Origin of the sequence: Desulfosporosinus sp. FKB, from assembly GCF_002196705.1 — a bacterium.
Classification (GTDB): Bacteria; Bacillota; Desulfitobacteriia; order Desulfitobacteriales; family Desulfitobacteriaceae; genus Desulfosporosinus.
In genome coordinates, this window is sequence record NZ_NADJ01000014.1 from 1 (window position 1) to 18,775 (window position 18,775).

Annotated in this window: 22 protein-coding genes; 6 read left to right on the forward strand and 16 right to left on the reverse strand. The window is 40.8% G+C overall.

Annotated elements, in window-relative coordinates; genetic code table 11:
• Positions 1-253: 253 nt before the first annotated feature.
• Together spo0A and B5Y67_RS04190 are read right to left on the reverse strand one after the other, a co-directional pair.
• Positions 254-1,051 (reverse strand): sporulation transcription factor Spo0A, encoded by a 798-nt coding sequence (gene spo0A / locus B5Y67_RS04185; RefSeq protein ID WP_088225284.1) that lies wholly within the window; start codon positions 1,049-1,051, stop codon positions 254-256.
• Between the two features lie 266 nt (positions 1,052-1,317).
• Positions 1,318-1,842 (reverse strand): GNAT family N-acetyltransferase, encoded by a 525-nt coding sequence (locus B5Y67_RS04190; protein ID WP_088225285.1) that lies wholly within the window; start codon positions 1,840-1,842, stop codon positions 1,318-1,320.
• A 130-nt stretch (positions 1,843-1,972) separates the two neighbouring features.
• Between B5Y67_RS04190 and B5Y67_RS04195 the strand changes: the two genes are divergently transcribed.
• Positions 1,973-2,161: a ferredoxin gene (locus B5Y67_RS04195; protein ID WP_047808246.1), complete on the forward strand. Its 189-nt coding sequence runs from the start codon at positions 1,973-1,975 to the stop codon at positions 2,159-2,161.
• 241 nt (positions 2,162-2,402) lie between these two features.
• Here the strand turns inward: B5Y67_RS04195 and B5Y67_RS04200 are convergent, their stop codons facing one another.
• The 7 genes from B5Y67_RS04200 to B5Y67_RS04225 form a co-directional block, all read right to left on the reverse strand.
• Complete coding sequence (locus B5Y67_RS04200) at positions 2,403-3,284, reverse strand: DUF1858 domain-containing protein (protein ID WP_088225286.1); 882 nt, start codon at positions 3,282-3,284, stop codon at positions 2,403-2,405.
• A 9-nt stretch (positions 3,285-3,293) separates the two neighbouring features.
• Positions 3,294-3,440, reverse strand: a complete 147-nt coding sequence (locus B5Y67_RS25170; RefSeq protein WP_170932579.1) for a hypothetical protein — start codon at positions 3,438-3,440, stop codon at positions 3,294-3,296.
• Between the two features lie 151 nt (positions 3,441-3,591).
• Entirely contained in the window at positions 3,592-5,178 is a 1,587-nt protein-coding gene (locus B5Y67_RS04205) for a peptide ABC transporter substrate-binding protein (RefSeq protein WP_242975847.1), read from the reverse strand.
• A gap of 199 nt (positions 5,179-5,377) precedes the next feature.
• Positions 5,378-5,827 carry a hypothetical protein gene (locus B5Y67_RS04210; protein ID WP_088225287.1) on the reverse strand — a complete coding sequence of 150 codons (450 nt, stop codon included), beginning with the start codon at positions 5,825-5,827 and terminating at the stop codon, positions 5,378-5,380.
• 203 nt (positions 5,828-6,030) lie between these two features.
• A complete protein-coding gene (locus B5Y67_RS04215) occupies positions 6,031-6,381 on the reverse strand; it encodes a recombinase (protein ID WP_088225288.1) in 351 nt (116 codons plus the stop codon).
• 151 nt (positions 6,382-6,532) lie between these two features.
• A complete protein-coding gene (gene pssA / locus B5Y67_RS04220; RefSeq protein ID WP_088225289.1) occupies positions 6,533-7,072 on the reverse strand; it encodes a CDP-diacylglycerol--serine O-phosphatidyltransferase in 540 nt (179 codons plus the stop codon).
• A 210-nt stretch (positions 7,073-7,282) separates the two neighbouring features.
• Positions 7,283-10,015 carry a helicase C-terminal domain-containing protein gene (locus tag B5Y67_RS04225; RefSeq protein WP_088225290.1) on the reverse strand — a complete coding sequence of 911 codons (2,733 nt, stop codon included), beginning with the start codon at positions 10,013-10,015 and terminating at the stop codon, positions 7,283-7,285.
• Between the two features lie 154 nt (positions 10,016-10,169).
• Here B5Y67_RS04225 and B5Y67_RS04230 point away from each other — a divergent pair, with 154 nt between their 5' ends.
• From B5Y67_RS04230 to B5Y67_RS04240, 3 genes are read left to right on the forward strand one after another with little or no spacing between them, the layout of a single operon-like run.
• Positions 10,170-10,676 (forward strand): hypothetical protein, encoded by a 507-nt coding sequence (locus B5Y67_RS04230; protein ID WP_088225291.1) that lies wholly within the window; start codon positions 10,170-10,172, stop codon positions 10,674-10,676.
• Between the two features lie 58 nt (positions 10,677-10,734).
• The gene (pabB, locus tag B5Y67_RS04235; protein WP_088225292.1) at positions 10,735-12,753 is read left to right on the forward strand and encodes an aminodeoxychorismate synthase component I; all 2,019 of its coding nucleotides are present in this window, start codon (positions 10,735-10,737) and stop codon (positions 12,751-12,753) included.
• The gene (locus tag B5Y67_RS04240) at positions 12,740-13,552 is read left to right on the forward strand and encodes an aminotransferase class IV (protein ID WP_088225293.1); all 813 of its coding nucleotides are present in this window, start codon (positions 12,740-12,742) and stop codon (positions 13,550-13,552) included. Before pabB ends, B5Y67_RS04240 begins: the two co-directional genes overlap by 14 nt.
• 25 nt (positions 13,553-13,577) lie before the next feature.
• Here the strand turns inward: B5Y67_RS04240 and B5Y67_RS04245 are convergent, their stop codons facing one another.
• Positions 13,578-13,841 carry an antibiotic biosynthesis monooxygenase gene (locus tag B5Y67_RS04245; RefSeq protein WP_088225294.1) on the reverse strand — a complete coding sequence of 88 codons (264 nt, stop codon included), beginning with the start codon at positions 13,839-13,841 and terminating at the stop codon, positions 13,578-13,580.
• Between the two features lie 238 nt (positions 13,842-14,079).
• Here B5Y67_RS04245 and B5Y67_RS04250 point away from each other — a divergent pair, with 238 nt between their 5' ends.
• Positions 14,080-14,397 carry a hypothetical protein gene (locus B5Y67_RS04250; RefSeq protein ID WP_088225295.1) on the forward strand — a complete coding sequence of 106 codons (318 nt, stop codon included), beginning with the start codon at positions 14,080-14,082 and terminating at the stop codon, positions 14,395-14,397.
• A 58-nt stretch (positions 14,398-14,455) separates the two neighbouring features.
• On the opposite strand, the gene B5Y67_RS04255 is transcribed toward B5Y67_RS04250, so the two are convergent.
• The 5 genes from B5Y67_RS04255 to B5Y67_RS04275 form a co-directional block, all read right to left on the reverse strand.
• Positions 14,456-14,896 (reverse strand): DUF2383 domain-containing protein, encoded by a 441-nt coding sequence (locus B5Y67_RS04255; RefSeq protein WP_088225296.1) that lies wholly within the window; start codon positions 14,894-14,896, stop codon positions 14,456-14,458.
• Positions 14,897-14,954: 58 nt separating this feature from the next.
• Positions 14,955-15,239, reverse strand: a complete 285-nt coding sequence (locus B5Y67_RS04260; RefSeq protein WP_088225297.1) for an EscU/YscU/HrcU family type III secretion system export apparatus switch protein — start codon at positions 15,237-15,239, stop codon at positions 14,955-14,957.
• Positions 15,236-16,327: a hypothetical protein gene (locus B5Y67_RS04265; RefSeq protein WP_088225298.1), complete on the reverse strand. Its 1,092-nt coding sequence runs from the start codon at positions 16,325-16,327 to the stop codon at positions 15,236-15,238. Before B5Y67_RS04265 ends, B5Y67_RS04260 begins: the two co-directional genes overlap by 4 nt.
• Positions 16,328-16,558: 231 nt before the next feature.
• Positions 16,559-17,041 (reverse strand): metallophosphoesterase family protein, encoded by a 483-nt coding sequence (locus B5Y67_RS04270; RefSeq protein ID WP_088225299.1) that lies wholly within the window; start codon positions 17,039-17,041, stop codon positions 16,559-16,561.
• 202 nt (positions 17,042-17,243) lie between these two features.
• Positions 17,244-17,615 (reverse strand): hypothetical protein, encoded by a 372-nt coding sequence (locus B5Y67_RS04275; RefSeq protein ID WP_088225300.1) that lies wholly within the window; start codon positions 17,613-17,615, stop codon positions 17,244-17,246.
• A 114-nt stretch (positions 17,616-17,729) separates the two neighbouring features.
• Here B5Y67_RS04275 and B5Y67_RS04280 point away from each other — a divergent pair, with 114 nt between their 5' ends.
• The gene (locus B5Y67_RS04280; RefSeq protein ID WP_088225301.1) at positions 17,730-18,173 is read left to right on the forward strand and encodes a DMT family transporter; all 444 of its coding nucleotides are present in this window, start codon (positions 17,730-17,732) and stop codon (positions 18,171-18,173) included.
• A 5-nt stretch (positions 18,174-18,178) separates the two neighbouring features.
• Here the strand turns inward: B5Y67_RS04280 and B5Y67_RS04285 are convergent, their stop codons facing one another.
• Positions 18,179-18,703 (reverse strand): hypothetical protein, encoded by a 525-nt coding sequence (locus B5Y67_RS04285; RefSeq protein WP_088225302.1) that lies wholly within the window; start codon positions 18,701-18,703, stop codon positions 18,179-18,181.
• Between the last annotated feature and the right edge of the window lie 72 nt (positions 18,704-18,775).

The window sequence follows — 18,775 nt, forward strand, 5'->3', positions numbered from 1 at the left end:
ACCTCAATTTTGGTAGATTTGTACGCAATCAAATTATACCAAAACCCTGTGTTCATGCGGAATTTTTATATCTGTTTGACCCAATTAAGCCGGAATTAGAGCTGATTTATTAGGTGCGAAACTTCAGGTTCAAAAAGCAACAAAGCATTTTTAGAAATTTAATTTTAATTAATTGTTTACTATTTTTTTAAGCAGACTTTTACTCACAATTAATTGGATATACTCATCTCAATTTGGCATCCATTTGCAGCAGTTAGCTAACCTTACTCATCACTCTTAATTTGTCGGCTAAGAGAGCAATGAACTCTGAGTTTGTTGGTTTCTGACGTTCTATGTTCATCGAATAACCAAATATTCGTTTTAGGGTATCCGTATGTCCTCGTTCCCAAGCTAATTCAATCGCATGACGAATTCCGCGTTCCACTCTACTCGGCGCCGTATCAAACTTTTTAGCTATTCCTGGGTAGAGTTCTTTAGTAACTGCCCCTAACAGAGAAACATCTTCAACCACCATAAGAATAGCATCACGTATATATTGATATCCTTTGACATGAGCAGGAATACCAATTTGATGCATCATTGTGGTGACTTCCACACTTAAATTTACTCCATTGCCAACTGTTGTGACTGTTGAAGCAGATGTTGTAAACTGAGTTGGGGCAGTTGCCGGCAAATCTTGCGTTAAGGAGCGAATTCGTTTATTTAATATTTCCAAATCAAAAGGTTTGAGAATGAAATAATCCACTCCCAGCAACATTGCCTGATGAGTGAGAGACTCCTGTCCAAAAGCAGTAAGCATTATTACCTTTGGACGCGGCATCGTAGTACGACTATTAACACGTTCTAAGACCCCTAATCCATCTAAATTCGGCATAACCAAGTCAAGAATAATTAAATCCGGTTCTTGAGTTTGAATGAGTTCCCAAGCTTCCAAACCATTATTAGCTACGCCAACAACGATTAAATCTTCTTGTCCCTGGAGGTAGTTCTGTAGCATTTGACATAAATTACGATTGTCATCCGCCACAATTATTTTGATTTTCTTACCCATTCGACCATCATCCCGCCTTAATCGTATTCCGGTAGACCATTTCTCGTTTTGAAACTCCGGTGCCCTTATTATACGTTAAGGGCAATGTCGAAATCGCAAATAATAAGGAAACTAGGTAAAGCTGTTTAAAGAGCTGTAAGGCTGATGGGTTAAGGGTTATGGATAAAATTGGAAATAGTTTTTGACGCAAAATCTTCCTGTATTTTCCATTTGGGTGAGAGAACTTTCTATTGAGAATGAAATAATGAGAACAAAATCGAGATTAATCAAAAAGAATTATCCGAAATCCCGCTAATATTACAAATCATCTTTTGAACCACGATAACATCGAGCCATTGACCAAATTTAATACCAACTTCACGATAATGGCCCACCCGTTCGAAGCCATTTTTTTCCGCTAACCTTAAACTGGCTACGTTCGTACCTGTTATCAGACCGATTAACGAGTGATAAACTAAGGCTTCAGCGCGGCCACAAAGATGTTTAAGAAGCCTATCTCCCACATTCTTTCCCTGATATTCTGGAGCAATATAAATTGAGAATTCACCAGTCGGGCGATAGGCTGCTCTGGGATGAAAAGGAGATATACTCCCCCAGCCAATGACCCGGTTTTGAGTAACAGCAACATATAAGGGATACCTTCCCTGATGTTCCTTAAACCAATGTTCATTTTGTTCAATTGAACGTTCCTCCAGGTCAAAGGTTGCAACAGAGTTCAGTACTGCCCAGTTATAAATCTCCCGTATTCGTTCCATATCGTCCTTTTCTGCTTTACGAATAACAACATTCATAGCCTCTTCCGCCTCACTCATCAAAAACTAACTTATTAGCTCAGAAAAATTCTATTTATATAACAGTAATATGAATAGACTACTTTGACAAGGGAAGAATATAATTAGATTTGGTGAAGGAGGGTACATAATGATTGCCGAAGTTGACAAAGATACGTGCATAGGGTGTGGAGCCTGCCCTGAATTTTGCCCTGAAGTCTTCAAGATGGACGACGATGGCTTAGCAACGGCTTATACCAACCCTGTTCCCAGCGATGTAGAAGACACTGCCAAAGAAGCAGAAGAAGGCTGCCCTGTTGATGCTATTACTGTAAACTAATACTAAATAACCCTTATATTCAAAGGAACCTCCTGAGAAGCTGAACAACTAAAGCCGTTTAGCAGCTTCAACCCTGGAAAAGGTAGCAGGCGCGGATATAAACATCCGTGCCTGCTACCTTAATTTATCTAGTTTTTAAAACCCCCACTTCTATAAGTGGGGGTGGGTCCTTCGTTAACTTCAGGTGGGGTAGAGTCCCCATCTGAAGCCCCGATGTTCAGCCTTAGCTGAACGAGTTCACTCACTGGATTTGTTTTTCCGCAAAATCATGAAGACCTTCAAGACCTATGCGGTCAATAAGCCGACCTATTCGTTCCTGAGGTTTTGCATTCTCTTTATAGTAGGTAATTACCGCATCCACAACAGGCAGTACTTGATCCTTCTGGAGGTTTTCAAAAAGAATGTTGCCTTGTCTGGGCTTAACTCCGCCATTCCCTCCGACATATAGATGATACCCTTTACTGGTTCCCATTAAGCCAAGATCCACCGAAGCGGCATCAGTACATTTATTCGGACAGCCGGAAACACCAATTTTAAATTTTGAAGGTAATTCTAAACCGTGATATCGTTTGTCAATCTCCATACCTAACGCCAATGTTTCTTGAAGTCCGCGTTTGCAGAAGGTATCGCCTGGACAGACCTTGACGCTTCGTACGCACAGACCAACGGCATGCCCTGGATCCATTCCTAATTCTTCCCATATTTTAGGCACATCTTCCGGTTGTAACCCAACAATAGCGATTCGCTGAGCTGAAGTTACTTTCAGAGCTTGAGCCTTATACTTCTCCGCAACATCAGCGATCTTGCGTAAGATCTCCGGGGTTACGACACCAGCCGGAATATGGGGGGCAATAGAATAGGTTTTCTTATCCATCTGGAGTATAGAACCTGGAGGCTGTGCCTTTGCTGCTGCTTCGGGAGATAGTTCACCTTGTTCAACCGCATTTACTTTTTCCAGTAAAAGGTTGGGGTCTAAATGGTGCATTTGAGCCGCATTGGCTAAGGTTTCATTTACCGAAAATGCACACCCGAGACAATGTAATCCTAATTCCTGCATTGCCTCTGCTGTCTTCGGGTTTGCCGCCATAATATCTTTTAACTTCATATCAAGTGTAAAGCGCATATCAGTCTCCTATCCATGAATGAGCATTGGCAGACAATGCGTACATACATGCTTTTCTTCACCTTGGTGAACATATGTCAAAATAGGTGTCAATTCGCTAGTTGTTCCACATTGATCACACTCAAGTTCTGGGGCTTCTTTTTTAACATTTGCCATAGTAGTTTACCTCCTTCTTTATAGTCGTAGTCTAGCACGTTAACTTTTGGCAAAGTGTGACTTAACACACATTTTTCTGTGCTTTTACGCACCCTTCTTAGATTAGTCAATCTAAGTTTAAACGATTCATTATGAAACTATACCACACAAGTTATTGCACTGCAGCGTACTTAAAGTCGAAGAAGTCCAAGGGGGAAACTATGACCCCTTTAATGTTATCTTTAAGGATATAGTTCTGAACATAGTAATAAACAGGTATAATCGGCATCTCTTTCATAAGTATTTTTTCGGCTTCATGCATAGCTTCCATACGGACCCTTTGATCGGAGCTTTTTTGAGCCGTTTCAATATCTTTGTCATATATTCCGTTCGTCCAACCGGTTTCGTTATTACCGCTGTTTGAATGAAATATTGCCAAAAAGGTCATGGGATCAACATAATCACCAATCCAACAAGCTCGAGCGATGTCATAGCCCAATCCTTGTTGATTTTGTTGATAATCATCCCATCCTTGGCCTTGCAGCTTCACATTGATACCCAAGTTTCTTTTCCAGCAATCTTGGATTGCTTGAACAGGTAATTGTTGTTTACCATTAGTATTATAGAGAATCGTTAAAACGGGAAAATCTCTGCCCTCAGGATAACCGGCCTCAGCCAGAAGTTGTTTAGCCTTGGCAATGTCTTCATTGATTAAATTCCCACCCATTTTACGGAAGTCCTTGTCTGGAACGGCATCCGGAATTGTTCCGGGAACGAAAGCATAGGCTGGAATTTCACCCCCTATTACATTCCCCAGAAGATCTTGACGATTTAGGGCAATGGATAAAGCTTGACGAACCCTTAGATCATTGAGTGGCTTCTTCGTCGTATTTATGCGATAAAAATCCGTCCCTAACATCGGAGCCGCCTTTAAATTGCCATCCCTTTTTAAACGAAAGATATCCTCCTGTACGAGGTTATTAAGTCCATCTAATTTTCCTGCTTCAAAGGCTGTTGTCGCTTTCTTTCCATCTTGCACTAGATAAAAGTCGATTTCTTTCAATTTAACATTAGCAGCATCATAATAATTAGGGTTTTTCACGAGGATCATTTTATCATTATGACTCCATCTCTTAATCATAAAGGGGCCGTTGCCAACAAATACTGTACCATCTGCATACCAATTCTTATGTGCTTGAGCGTTCTGTTGATCCACGGGAAAATACGTGGGGAGCGCTAAGAGAGATTTGAAGAAAGGGCAAGGAGTTCCTAAGGTTACTTCCAGAGTTCTGTCATCCATCACCTTAATACCGACATCCTCTGCTTTAGCACTGCGTGAGTAGTAAGCTTCAGCATTCTTAATATAGAATAATGGGTAGGCATACGCTGCTTTGGCCTCGGAATTAAGGGCATGCATCCAGGATGCTTTAAAATCGTATGCAGTTAGAGGGTCTCCATCGCTAAATTTAGTACTCTTTAATATAATCCTATAGTTCAACCCGTCAGGAGAAACTTCAACGCTGTTGGCAACTGCCAATTGCGGGACGTTGTTCTTGTCCAGGCGCGTAATACCTTCAAACAAAGCCATTTCAATTATAGCTTCGGGAATACCGCTATACAGCTGTGGATCAAGAGTCTTTGGTTCACCGCCCGGGGCAAAACGTATTTTCATTTCCATTGAAGTACTACAGACTGTTAGAAGAAATCCAAAGATAAGCGTAACAACAATGACTGCCAAAAGACGATTATTTCTCTTCACGTTTCATTGCCCTCCTTTGTTATGCTCAATGACGACCGTGAACCTTCAATATTAACAGTTTGTATAAAAAAAGAGAACGCAGTTTTGTGGTTTCAAGGCTGCGTTCTTATATTCGTTCTTATATTCGTTCTTATATTCGTTCTTATATTCGTTTTTATAATCTTTGTCCCAAATTTCCTTAGTCAGGAAATGAGAACTATTATGAAAGAGCCTTTATCCGCTTAAATTGTTGGATTCGCCAACCACTTACAGTCTGTCTTAAACCCATTGAAAAGGTAGCACTTTCAACGTTTTGGATTGGTGACAACCAGGAAACCCGAACAACGACCCCCTGAGTATTGTTTGGCTCAGAATTCAAAAACTCAATCTTTTGCAGTGATACTAGCGGATCTTTATTGAGTAATGCCACCCATGCTTTAAAGTCTTGTTCATCCATAGATCCTTCCGGCAAAAGTAAAAGTTCTTGGGCCAAGTCAGTTTGACGCCTATCCATGAGAGACCAGAAATGTTGAATAGTTGTTTTGGGATCACTTTGATAATGAGGATCTGCCATTGTTGAAATTACTGTTTGAGGTGTTTGAAACATAAAAATGGTAACTAAACAAACGATAGATAAACCTAAAATCCATACATAGCGACTCTGCCGCATTGTTTTCCCCCCTTGCTTGTCTCTATTATCATTTTAGGAGGGAAATGTGATTTTCATTCCACTTTAGCCAAAAACTTTTCGTAAAACATTAAGTACGAACTCAGGTAATCGTACATAATAGATACGCATCGAAATTCCTCCTTTGCCTCGGATTAATTAACCCCCTAGAGGTAATGTATGCTTTCGAAGTTCTGAATTCCAAATTACACAGCCTGGTAATTTTTAACTGCTTGCTCAAGCTGGGCAACTAGCTGACGTTCCTCTTCTGAATTGGCGGTAAAGTATAGGCGGCCGATAATACCTGTAATTATCTTAATAACATCTTCCAAAACTAATGACTCTTTCATCGCTAATTGGGCACTTGTTTCGATAAGGGCAATCCCAAACTGATGACCTACTCCCTCTTTAACCATTCGTGTACAGCTTTTTCCTAACAATCGCATAACCAGAGAAGCTTCTTGAACATCAAGCTGGCGTACGACATCAATTGTTGTCGTCAGACCTTGAACCATCCTTAATCCTACGTTATTCCAACTAACTTGCTGATTATCCATAAAATGCTTCCTCCTTAGTGTTCACAGTCTTGTGCCATACTATATGCCGGAGCTCCTTCAAGGGTGAAAAAACGAGCAGGAATCTATTATTCCTGCTCGTTACAGAAGACAATTCATAGTAAATTATAAAATAATTCCGATCAGCATTTTCCTATTTACCAAGCTTCGGAACCTTAAAAGTTGAAACCATTAAAAATGCGAGGATAACCATACTGAAAGGATAAATATACCAAGGCAACATGTGTCGTATAAACATTAATAAAGCCATCAGACCACCGGCGAAAGTAATGGGTACTCCTACGAAATAAGTTGTGATATTCAGCATATTAAAACGTGCCAGACGAACCGCACCACACAAGGCAAAAACTACAGCGATCCCTAAACCAATATATCTGGTATAGCCAAATTGAAGGGGTTGGAGAATGCCCTGATAGGTCAATATAGCAGGTGCAACACCAAAGGACACTAAATCACTCAGTGAATCAAGCTCTTTTCCAAAATCCGAACTAACCGAAAGTCGGCGAGCTACTTTACCGTCCAAACTATCCATAAGCACTGAGAGCAGAATCATTGTCGATGCTAAATCAAAATTCGCTTCTAGTACCCACACCAACGCAAGGAAACCAAATAGAAGATTTGCAAGAGTAAATATGCTCGGAATCATTCGAGCCGGGATTGGTCTTCCACTCATTATCTAACACTCTCCCTATTCCATTGATTCCGAATCACCTTATAGTCTTTACGAACGCGTACATGGAAATTTACGGGCAAAAAGAGTTCTTCTCCAGCAAGATGAACCCAATCATTACACGATAGGGGATATTGTTTCACCTAAAAAGTAACCTCCTCTCGATTTTCTTTAGTTTACCATTTTTGTGATGATTATTAAAGCTCCTCCTGGTTAAATACCTAAAAGCCATTCGTCAATTTTCTCATAAAGCAGATTGTCATCTCCTCTAAAATGAGTCTTAATGGGTAAAGAGTTCAAAAAATATCTCCCGTAATATTTATTTATTACACGATCGTCTAGCAATATTACGAAGCCTCGATCTTCTTTGGAGCGTATTAAACGGCCAAACCCCTGCTTGAACCGAATCACTGCTTCCGGGAGAAGCAGTTCGCGAAAGGGATCTTGGCCTTGTGCTTTTAAGAATTCCGACCTTGCTTCGATTAAGGGCAGTGAAGGAGGCCAAAAAGGTAATTTAACTAAAATCACACAGGATAACGTCTCTCCCGGAATATCAATTCCCTCCCAGAAACTATTAGCCCCCAATAAAACGTTTTTAGAATTTCTCTTAAACGTTTCCAGTAGTGTTGTCCGTTCGCCGTGAACACCCTGCGCTAAAGTGTCGATTTTAATTCGCTTTAATCTTGGTTGTAATAGTTCATACGTTTCTTGAAGCAATTTGTGAGCTGTGAACAAGACTAAGGTACGTCCCTGCATTCGTTTAGCAACTTCAAGGATTATCTCCGAGAGTCTTGCCAGTTTTTCTTGATCGGAAGCTTGGGACGTCAAGGAGTTTTTTAGTACATAAAAATTCATTTGTTTATCAAAATCGAAGGGGGAATCAACTACAGCAGTTTTTGTCGTTAACGATAAGCCAACATCTTGCAAAAAATGATTAAAAGAATTGGCAATGCTTAAAGTAGCTGACGTTAAAATGACAGTATCAAGGCGATCAAATATTTTTTCCTTGAGAATTTCGTCCACTCTAATGGGAGAGGTTTTTAAATATAGCCTTGAACTTCGTTCCAGCCAGGTCACTTGTTCCGGATCACGGACATTGATTGCCAAAGCCAGGGTCTCCTGAATTTCTTGCAGTTCCCGCAAATGAGTGGCGAGTACATATCTCAGTTCCTCAATTTCATCAGACTCTTCACCATTTAAGATACTCGTAAGATTTTGAAAAACTGTCGCTAAAGATTTAATTCGTCCTGATAAATTTTCTATTTGAATTAAGAGCAATTCCCACCACGAAAGGTTTGTATGATTAGGGACAAACCGGAAAGTGCGGTTGGGTCCTAAAATATCTTCAAACAATTGGAATAATTCTTTAGCTTGTTCTGTAATTCTAAGGCTTAACTCGGGGATATTATCCAAATGTTTCTCAAAGCTATCCCAAGCCACAATAGGTACTCTTTCAGTGAGTGACAGCCAACGTTGTTTAATAGATACGTAAAAATTCGGACCCGACTTACGGAAAATGGCCTCCGCCGTCCGAAAAATCGTCTCCTGACTTAGTTCAGAGCCCAAATTTTGCAGGGCGGTTTGATAAATTTGATGAGCCTCATCAATGACTAACTGATGATATTCCGGTAAAACATTATAATCAGTCTTTAGATCGGAAAATAGCAAAGAATGGTTTACGATCAATACATCAGCTTCTTCGGCCTTTTTTCTTGCCCGAAGTAAAAAACAAACCCCTGCTTTAGAACATTTGCTTGGGTTGCACATTTCATGATCAGCATTTAAAGTCGGCCAGAGGGCAATCAGACCCGGGACCTTAGCAAGTTCCTGGATATCCCCTGTCAGCGTTTCTCGCAGCCAAACCAGCGTGCTCAATATCGCTAATTTTTGATCCCGACCTGTGATTTCATTTGGATTGCTCAGACAACTTAACCATTTCTTAAGGCAACAATAATTTCCTTTTCCTTTTAATACTGAGGTTCGAAAGGAAAAAGGCAGAACCTTTTCTAGCATGGGGATATCTTTTTTCTGAAGCTGCTCCTGAAGAGGTATTGTGTGAGTCGCTATGACAACTTTACGGCCTGTCTTTCTTGCGAACCATAAACTTGGAAGCAAATAGGCGAAGGACTTACCCGTTCCGGTACCAGCTTCAACAACGACGTGATGAGCTGAAGAGAGTCCTTCTGCAATAAGTTTTGCCATTTTCCTTTGACCAAGGCGACATTCATAACCGGGCAAGGATTGTTCAAGAATTCCATTCTGGGAGAAGCACTCTATAATCCAATTCATTGAATCCGGTATTTTCTGATTATGGCTTTGATTTTGAGAAAATAGCCCTTCAGGCATGGGAGCCAGAACCAGATCAGTCTGAATCCGGCGATCAGAAAATCGAGCCGTAATCTCTCGCCTTAAATCATCGAAAAAGCTCTTTCCTGACCATCCTTCTAAAAAAAATCGCGCTTGATCAAAGAAACTCAGATCGTATTCCCGACCTTTTTCCCAGCAAGCCTCGAAAAGTTTCCACGTTAAAAAAGCCTTCCTTTCAGCCAAAGAAGTGCTTAGCTCCTCTTCTTTGGCAAGCCGAAGTATTTCCGCCAGATAGAACAACTGGTAATCCTGCAGGATCGGGAAAAAAATCCGGGCCAAGTCGAGGGTATCCCAATAAACTTGTTCAAAATATACGTTTAATATTCTCTCTAAATTCCGCAAGCAAGATGTTCCCTGATGGCTGACTAAAACCGTATCTGCAAAGAATTCTATGATTTCTTGACGATGGTCAGACAACGAAGCTGTACCAAAGGGACCTTCTTCAACCGATTGTCCAAATAACAACGATTTCCGAACCCGTCCATCATGAATTCGCAGGGCTGCAAACTCGAGAATTTCTTCGTTCATGCCCTCTTGAAACGCCGTCTCTATATAAAAAACAACGATGTCGTAATGCACACTCTTGACCCCTCTCTTGAGCCATTGTACCCAATCTTTCCTTAGGAAGCAATGAAAAAGCAGGATTTGAAGTTTAGGTATCGAATATACACTATTGAAAAATTGAAAAGGCGATTAATGTAAACAATCTTGTTTAAGGAAGAAGGCTAACCCATTGTTGTTGAGACAAAAATTTTCAGCATTGGCACTGAGCATAATTGTTTTATTCTCAATACTATTCCTGGGCGGTTGCTCTGAAAAACCTTATTTAACACAAGACGGCTCCTACGTTATTCTTACCGTTTCTCCCTCTGGAATGACCCAATCAGAAGTCATTCAATTACCTTGGAACGCTAATATGGCAGTTATGCAAAAATTGCTTGTAGAATGCTCTTTTGTTTTAAGTGATTTACATACCCCAAGCTCCCAAGAATTGGCAAAATCCGATCCGACGACAACTGTTAGTTTACAAGCCACTTATCCCCAGCCAAAGCGAATGTCTTTTGTCGTGGATAAGCGCCCCGTTGCCTTAGATGTCGAATCTCTCCAGATTGAGGTTGAGGGAGCAAATGTCGGCCGCGTAACCATTAATCGTACTCTGGTCCTCCAAGGAATTGATAATCCTAACCTCCTGCCGGCCTTTGAAGACCTGGAAACAATGCTGCATGATCAGAACAGTTAACTATAATTCATAGATAGTTCAGAGCCACGCAAGGCAAATCTTTAAGGGGAATTATGCCATGATATTTATGTTGGACAACTTCGATTCTTTCACCTACAACCTTTATCAATACTTTGGTGAGCTAGGGGAAGAAATTGTTGTTAAGCGCCAAGATACCTGTACCTTATCAGAAATTGAAATTTTAAAACCCGACCTTATTGTGATCTCTCCCGGTCCTTGTACTCCCTCCGAATCCCCATATTCCTTAACCCTAATTGATTATTTCAAGGGGAAAATCCCCATCTTAGGTGTGTGCCTTGGCCATCAAGCAATTGGGCAGTTTTTTGGCGGGAAAGTAGTAAGGGCCAGACAGCCAATTCACGGTAAAACAGATTCTATTCATCATGACGGCAGCGGCTTATTTACAGGATTGCCTAATCCTTTAGAAGTAACCCGTTACCATTCCCTGATCATTGAACGATCTTCACTTCCGGAGGAATTGACAATTAGTGCGGAAACTAAAGATGGGGAAATTATGGGACTACGTCATATACACCTTCCTATCGAAGGAATTCAATTTCATCCTGAAGCGATCCTTACCCAAGCGGGCCGCCAACTTTTGCAAAATGCCCTGGAAAATGCTTTGAGATGGAAAACCTTGCATCAACCTTCGGAGTGGACGATTAAACCTTTTGCTTGTCAGTTCCCCCCTCATATCATGTTTCAAGCACTCAAAGATGAGCCTTTTCCCTTTTTTCTTGACAGCGGCGACGGTTACCAAAAACTTGGCTGCTATTCTTTCCTAGGTGCAGCCCCTTTTTTAGAAGCAACTGCCTTTCCTGAAAAACTTGAAATTACTAGGCCTAATCGTTTGCAGAAAACAACAACTCCAGCACAATCGCCTGGCAGTTTTGACTTTCTCGACAATACCATCCGTAAATATCATATTTCTAATTCCCCCTTTCCCTTTTCCGGAGGCGCAGTAGGCTTTATCAGCTATGACCTGAAAGACGAAATCGAACATCTTCCGCGGCTCTCAATCAATGACTTGGAGCTGCCTCTCTGGAGATTCGCCTGGTACGATGGAATTATCGTCTACGATCATGCTCGGAAAAGCTATTGGTTGGTCGCCTGCGGGATAGATGAGGATGGAATTTGCCGACTTGACATAGCCGAGGCTCGTATCCGGTATTTGGAACACCTTTTAAATTCTTATAGCCCTTCGACATCGAGTCCTGCGGAATCTCCTCAAAATTTAGCCAAAATCGAGCCAACGGTTACTAAAGAAAACTATCTCCGGGATTTGAGACACGTTATTGAATATATTTATGCTGGAGATATCTACCAAGCCAACCTGACCCAGCGTTTTTCTCTGCCTTGGTCCGGGGATCCTTGGTCATTATATTCCGAACTACATCTGCAAAATCCTGCACCATTTGCTGCTTTTCTTCCTTATCCCGATTTTCAAATCCTTTGCAGTTCGCCTGAGCGATTTATACGCATTACAAAAAACGGCCAAATCGAAACTCGTCCCATTAAGGGAACACGACCGCGACACGAATCACCACCTGAGGATGAAGCTCAGGCCCAATCACTGCTGTCAAGTCAGAAAGACCGTGCAGAGTTAACCATGATCATTGATCTGGAACGTAACGACTTGGGCCGAATCTGTCAATTCGGCAGTGTGAAAGTTGCTGACCTGATCTCCCTGGAAAAATATCCGACCGTTTGGCATCTCGTTTCTACTATAACCGGACAACTCCAAAAAGGCCTCCAGCCTAGTGAGATTTTTCAAGCAATTTTTCCCGGCGGCTCGATTACTGGAGCTCCGAAGATACGGGCTATGGAAATTATCGATGAATTAGAACCCTATCAGCGAGGGATTTACACTGGAAGTATTGGATATATTGGTTTTGATGGCGCTTGGGACCTGAATATCGTTATTCGCACGATTCTTTTGAAAAACGGAAAGGCCTATATTCATGCCGGAGGAGGTATTGTTGCTGATTCTATACCCGCCGATGAATACCAAGAGACCCTTGATAAAGCAAAAGCCCTGTTCAGGGTTTTGAAAGGACAACTCCATGATTCCCACTAATGTTATTTCTTCTCAAGATCGGTTAGTCTTATTTGGTCTTGGGCTTTTCGAAACCCTTCTCATCTCTGAATCAGGCCCTCTTTTTTCAGACCTGCACTGGAATCGTATGAAAAAAGGGGCTTCATTTCTTAACCTTAAGTTTCTGGATCAAAGTGAATGGACAAGATTAATACAGGAATTTATCCGTCTTAATCCCGCCTCTTTTCCTTTTGCCTTGCGCATAACTCTTAGCGGCGGATCACCAGGGACTGATCTTCCAGCACAACTCTTCTTTAATGTAAGACCCCTGCCCTATAGACCAGAGCAATATCTTAGAGGAATAAAACTCCACCTTTTATCTGCACCGCGTAACGAACATTCACCCTTAGTATCCATTAAATCGACGAATTATTTAGAAAACTTATTGGCTAAAGAAACCGCAGTGCGCTATGGTGCTGACGAAGGCATATGGCTCAACACCAATGGGTACCTTTGTGAAGGCACCATGAGCAATTTATTCTTTATCAAAGATAATAAACTTTTCACCCCATCGCTGGCCAGCGGGTGTTTACCTGGTACACGGCGTTATACAATTTTAAAGCTGGCTGATATCCTCAATATCCCAACAGAAGAAGGTTTATATACAGTTGAAGAGCTATTGGCGTCGGACGAACTATTCGTAACAAATGCTCTGATGGGACTGATGCCAGTCTGTTGCGTGAATGATGTATTATTTACTGTCTCACCGCCAGCCGCCAGAAATTCCCTTCTGCGACGTCTGGAATCAGCTTATAAACAAAAAATGTCAGGTTATCCCTGACATTCTATGTCAATATTTACCCATATTAATATTTCTCTTCGATAACTTCAAATATTTGCGGTGTTGAGGACTTAAAGGCATTGTTTTCTCCAATAGTGCTGGCCCAATTTTCGAAGGCGCGGCGGTCTTCCCATTTTGAAAAGAGCATAATTTCCGAGGTGTCCTGCTGTTGATTTACTGAGGCAAATTTGAAACCATCGATGTTTTCGCAAGTACGAATTCCGGTTTTAACTTGTCCTAATAAGCGATCGAGATCTGGACCATCAAAGGTATGAATTACAGTAAGCATTGACTATACCTCCAACATTAAACTTCTATTTCCAGATTAGTTTACCCGGAACTATCGTCCTGCATACTTAATCCCATGAACCTTCAACCCGGCATTAGCATACTTTAAAATGCATAGTTTTAAATCAATGATAAGAATTTCTTAGTTTTGAGCTTTGACGTGTAAATATTTTGAATTTCATGCTATACTTAATTTAGTAAAAGGCTCAACTGGAAGTGCACAAAGGGGGATTAAATGGATGAAGCTTACTTATGTACGTACAGATTTCCCTAATGGCCGTTCACACATATTAATGCGTGATTCCGAATCGCCAAATCCTGAGCTTGTACATTTTTTGCTTGTTCTAAGTAATAAAGGTACTGTATGGGTCGATGTTTTCTGGCCTTTTGATGAAGAATCTGAAGGATTTACCCGAAGAATCCCGGAGCAACAGTTTTGGCAAACTTTCCGCGAATGGAGATTACAGGGAATTAAGCTCGGCGACAATGGTAAGGTCGCGGATATGTTAGCCCGAAAACAGCTATTAACCAAAAAACGACGGGAAAAAGATGCCTAATAATCTAACCTAATAATCTAAAAAGCGGATTTAAACCGCTTTTTTTATTGCTCTATTTTTACTGATAGAATAAGCCTTCTTTAAGCTTTTGCAATTGTTTTAAATGATCATGCTCGTCAGCAAATATAGGCTGTAGTAGTTCTTTTTCGGCGCCGCTTAAATTTCGTTCCGAATACTGAACTGCTCGGGCTAGTCCTTTGTCCTCACCGGAGTAAAGGTGATCCAGCATTTGTTCAGATTTGACCTTCCCCAAATTACGAATTCGATTTTTCCAATTTTCAATATTCCCAACCAGTCCAACACCTTCCCTGACTTTTCCTCCGTTCATTTGAATATAATAGGCCAGCCTTGTAGCATGATTTTTATGATCCGTAAGGATACTTGTAAGATGGTTTCTGAGCGGTCCATCAGAAAGTGCATCAACACATGATTGATATTCTTCAATTGCCATATGTTCGCCTTCCAAAATTGAATTCAATACTTCGAAGGATCTATCCATAATGTATACCTCCTATTCTTGATAATAGTTTGTTTCATAGATTCCAAATTATGTGACACTAAGATGAAATTCTAGATTGTTTAGCCTTTTCCAGACGATAAACAAAGGCCAATATCTCGGCAACAGCACGATAAAGCTGCGGCGGTATTTCTTTAGTCAGTTCAATTTGGATTAATGCCTCAACCAGAGCTTCGTTTTTCTGGATCAATATCCCTTCCGCCTCAGCGACTTCAATCATTTTACGTGCCATCTCACCTCGTCCCTTGGCAACGACACGTGGTGCTCCCGTCTGATCGTACCGTAAGGCAGCAGCGATTTCAGATTTATTTTGCTTCATAGTCATCCTTCAACATCAACTCCACGTCTTCTCTGTCCGAGAAGAAAGTCTTTAAACTCCAAATTCTGTTCTAAATCCTCTGTGTCAACCTTCGAAATCTGAAATCCCAGCTTTGCGAACTGGGCTTTTGTTTCCGGCAAAACCTCTTCAACTAATTCAGGTAGTTCCGGATCACTTCCTAAAACATCCAGAGTCAAAGAATCTTGACTAAAATAGGCATCGACACCTATAAGGCCCAACGTTTCAGTTTCCATTTGAATTGCTATACGGCAATGATTTTCATCCATCTTCGATCCTTTTCGAGCGCTTTCAATTCCAATTTTTACGGGTATACATTGTTCTTGGTTCATTATGGGAAGATGAAGCAAGACATACCCATTATTCAACGTTCCCGTTTTAAGCCACAATTGCTGTCCGGTTATGGTATCTAAAAGGTCAGTGAGGGACTTCTCAGAGTGGCCTTCCTCCATTTGGTCATTAATCTCCTTAAGGATGGCATACTTCAAGGTGCTTTTTAAACCTCTTTTTTCCAGTTCCTTAGCTCTGGGATCAAGTTTAAGCATTTGCCAAAGACGTTGTTCATAATCGATCCCCAGCTTTCGCAGACAGTTAATAATTTGCTCTGTGCCATTGTCTTCTAAGAGAGTTTCCCATTGGGGGAAGGATTTTTTAATCGTATCCAGAAATTCCTGTGAAAAAAGTCCCTGCAGGTTATCCAAGAAAGGAACTCCGCTAGTAAAGGTCGTAAAATTTCTTATTAGGTTGACAAAATCTTGTCTCAACGGCATTCCCCTTTCCATCAACTCCATAAATTCCTGGGAATTGACCGGAATGTCCTGAGGATTTTCCTGATAAGGCTCTCTAAGTAAGAGGCAAACTCCATCTTCCACATCTCCGACATTCACCCAAAATTTATCGCCTACTTCAGCAGAGGTCTCAAGAATTGCACGCAGGACTTGCCCTTTCACCCGGATAATTCCATAATCCTCCCCGTCTTTTTGAAGAACTTCTACCAAAATGTGTTCCCCAGGTTGCCCTACCTCTAATTTCTGTTTCTCGATCGACTGCACGGCAGACAAAGGATTTACTTCCATCTTCTCCACCTCTTAAGAACAATATGGCTTACTTTTTCAACTTGTTAAAACAGCTTAGGATACTTCCTAAGCTGTTTATCCGGTTTTTAAGACCCCCACTTCTATAAGTGGGGGTGGGTCCTTCGTTAACTTCAGGTGGGGTAGAGCCCCCATCTGAAGCCCCGATGTTCAGCTTTAGCTGAACGAGTTCACTTAAGAATTTTGTAACGGACTAAAACATTTTATCTTACTTTAAAAAAAGATATGTTTCGCATTAATATGGCCTTCTTGTAATACCATCCAGCCAAAAGAATATTGAGGTTCACGACGTTTATCCGTTGGTGAACCAGGATTAAACATAAGTACCCCAAGTTGCCACTTCAGAGTGGGAGTATGGCTATGTCCAAAAACGACAATATCAACAGGATTTGACACAAAAGCATTATAAGCACGTTCCATAGTTGTTTGACCCTTGCCTTGGTGTCCATGTACTATGCCGATTTTTAAGGAATCACACTCAACCCATTCTTGACTGGGAAGATTTACATCCCAGTCATCGCAATTCCCACATACTGCCTTAACAGGAGCTAAGAGATTTAGTTCGTCAAGGATTTCCTTGTGAACTAAATCTCCGGCATGAATAATAAGATCCGCCTCAGCTAAATGCTCCCATACAAAACGTGGTAATGTTTTCCCTAATCTTAAATGGGTATCAGACAAAACAGCAATTTTCATCAGATTTACCTCATTTATTTTTGAAATTTATGCAAAAAGAACCTCGAACTTCCCTTATAAGTGAACTCGTTCAGCTAAAGCTGAACATCAAAGCTTAGATAAATCTTGTTTTATGTTGATACATTATAACATAATTCTTGAATTTGGAGAAAAGCTAAGAGTAAGAAAGGATTGCTAGGTTTTCCCTGCAATCCTTCAGGAATCAATGAAAATAGTTTAAAGAATGACGTTGCCTTTTCATGGCTTTCCTAACTTCATTGGCAACGCGCCAGGTCTCTGGCAGGTGAGGCGTGATTAACTCTAATTTCCCAGTTCGTTTGTCTATTAAAATATCGACAGTTGGTTTTCGGCCTTGTTCTTTCTCTCCTGGATGTAAAATATCAATTCCTATTTTATGTTCATCATATTGAGGAGGAACAAGGTAATTTAAAACCTCTTCAGTTGCATCCATCAACTCTACAACTTGATCTTGTGGGTATCCTTCTCGCAAGAGAATATCCCGTACTTGGGTTAGAGGATGGTCAAGGGTCAATAACATCTGGGCGCGTTGAATCAAATTATAATCGATATCCATGACGCACCTCCACTTTATTTTGATATCTTCATTTTTCCCTTAACCCATGTAATGAATACTGATTAGATGTTTACGAATCTGGCGATATCTTACAGTCATATTAAGGAGGTAACAATGTTAAAATTTCTGTCATTACCTTTTGTTATAGCCGGAATTTCGGGAATTACTATGGCTGTTCAAGGCACATTAAATTCTTTATTAAGCGAAAAGACCTCTTTGTTATCTGCGACCTTTATCGTTCATATTATTGGAACAGTTATTGCGTTGTTTGCTCTTTTAGTCTGTAAAATACCAATTTTCAAACATGATTGGGCATCAATTCCTTGGTTTCTTTACCTTGGCGGCTTATTAAGTGTCCTTATTGTCGGACTTGTTGCGGTCAGTATTCCTAAGATTGGTGTCTGCAATGCAACGACAGCCATTATTATTGGACAGGTGAGCACAGCCGTTCTGATCGACCATTTTGGATGGTTTGGCATTCAGCGGTTTCCCTGGAATCCATGGCAGTTTCTTGGCATTGTTTTATTTGCGGCGGGTGCAAAGCTTCTTTTCCGATGATTAACTTAAGTATTAGTACGTGCACCAATAATGCCCAAATTCTTGATTATAAAATAGATTTCATCGCTTATGACAAATTTCTGAATTTGTCCGTTAGAGGCAAGAATAACCGAAGTTTTTCCCGTTGTTTTTTGATCACTTTCAATCAGTCTAAACAAGAAGGCATACGCATCACTGCTTACAGGAAGTTGATTAAATTCTCCATCAGCAACAAATATAATCCAATAACCCGAGGAAATCTCACTTTTGCCATTATAAAGGGCATTAGAAATATCAGAGTAATCTTGGCCTAAGACGTTTTGCGAGTTCGCAGCAGCGCTATAACTTTTATTTGCAGCGCTATTTAAGGTGTAATTGTCATTAAGAGTACTAGTTTGAGTGAGGGGGTCTGATAAACGAGTATAGATATCTTTGAAAAAATTAGGAAAGAGTACATACCCTACTACTCCTATGATAAGAATCCAAAGGGCCAAGGCCTGTAAATCCTGCCATAACTCACTGCGTGGCGGTCTACCCCAGGTATTTGGCATAACCTCTCCCCCATTTATCATAATTGAGTATACTTACAGCATATATACGTTTGAATATGCGCAGATATGTGC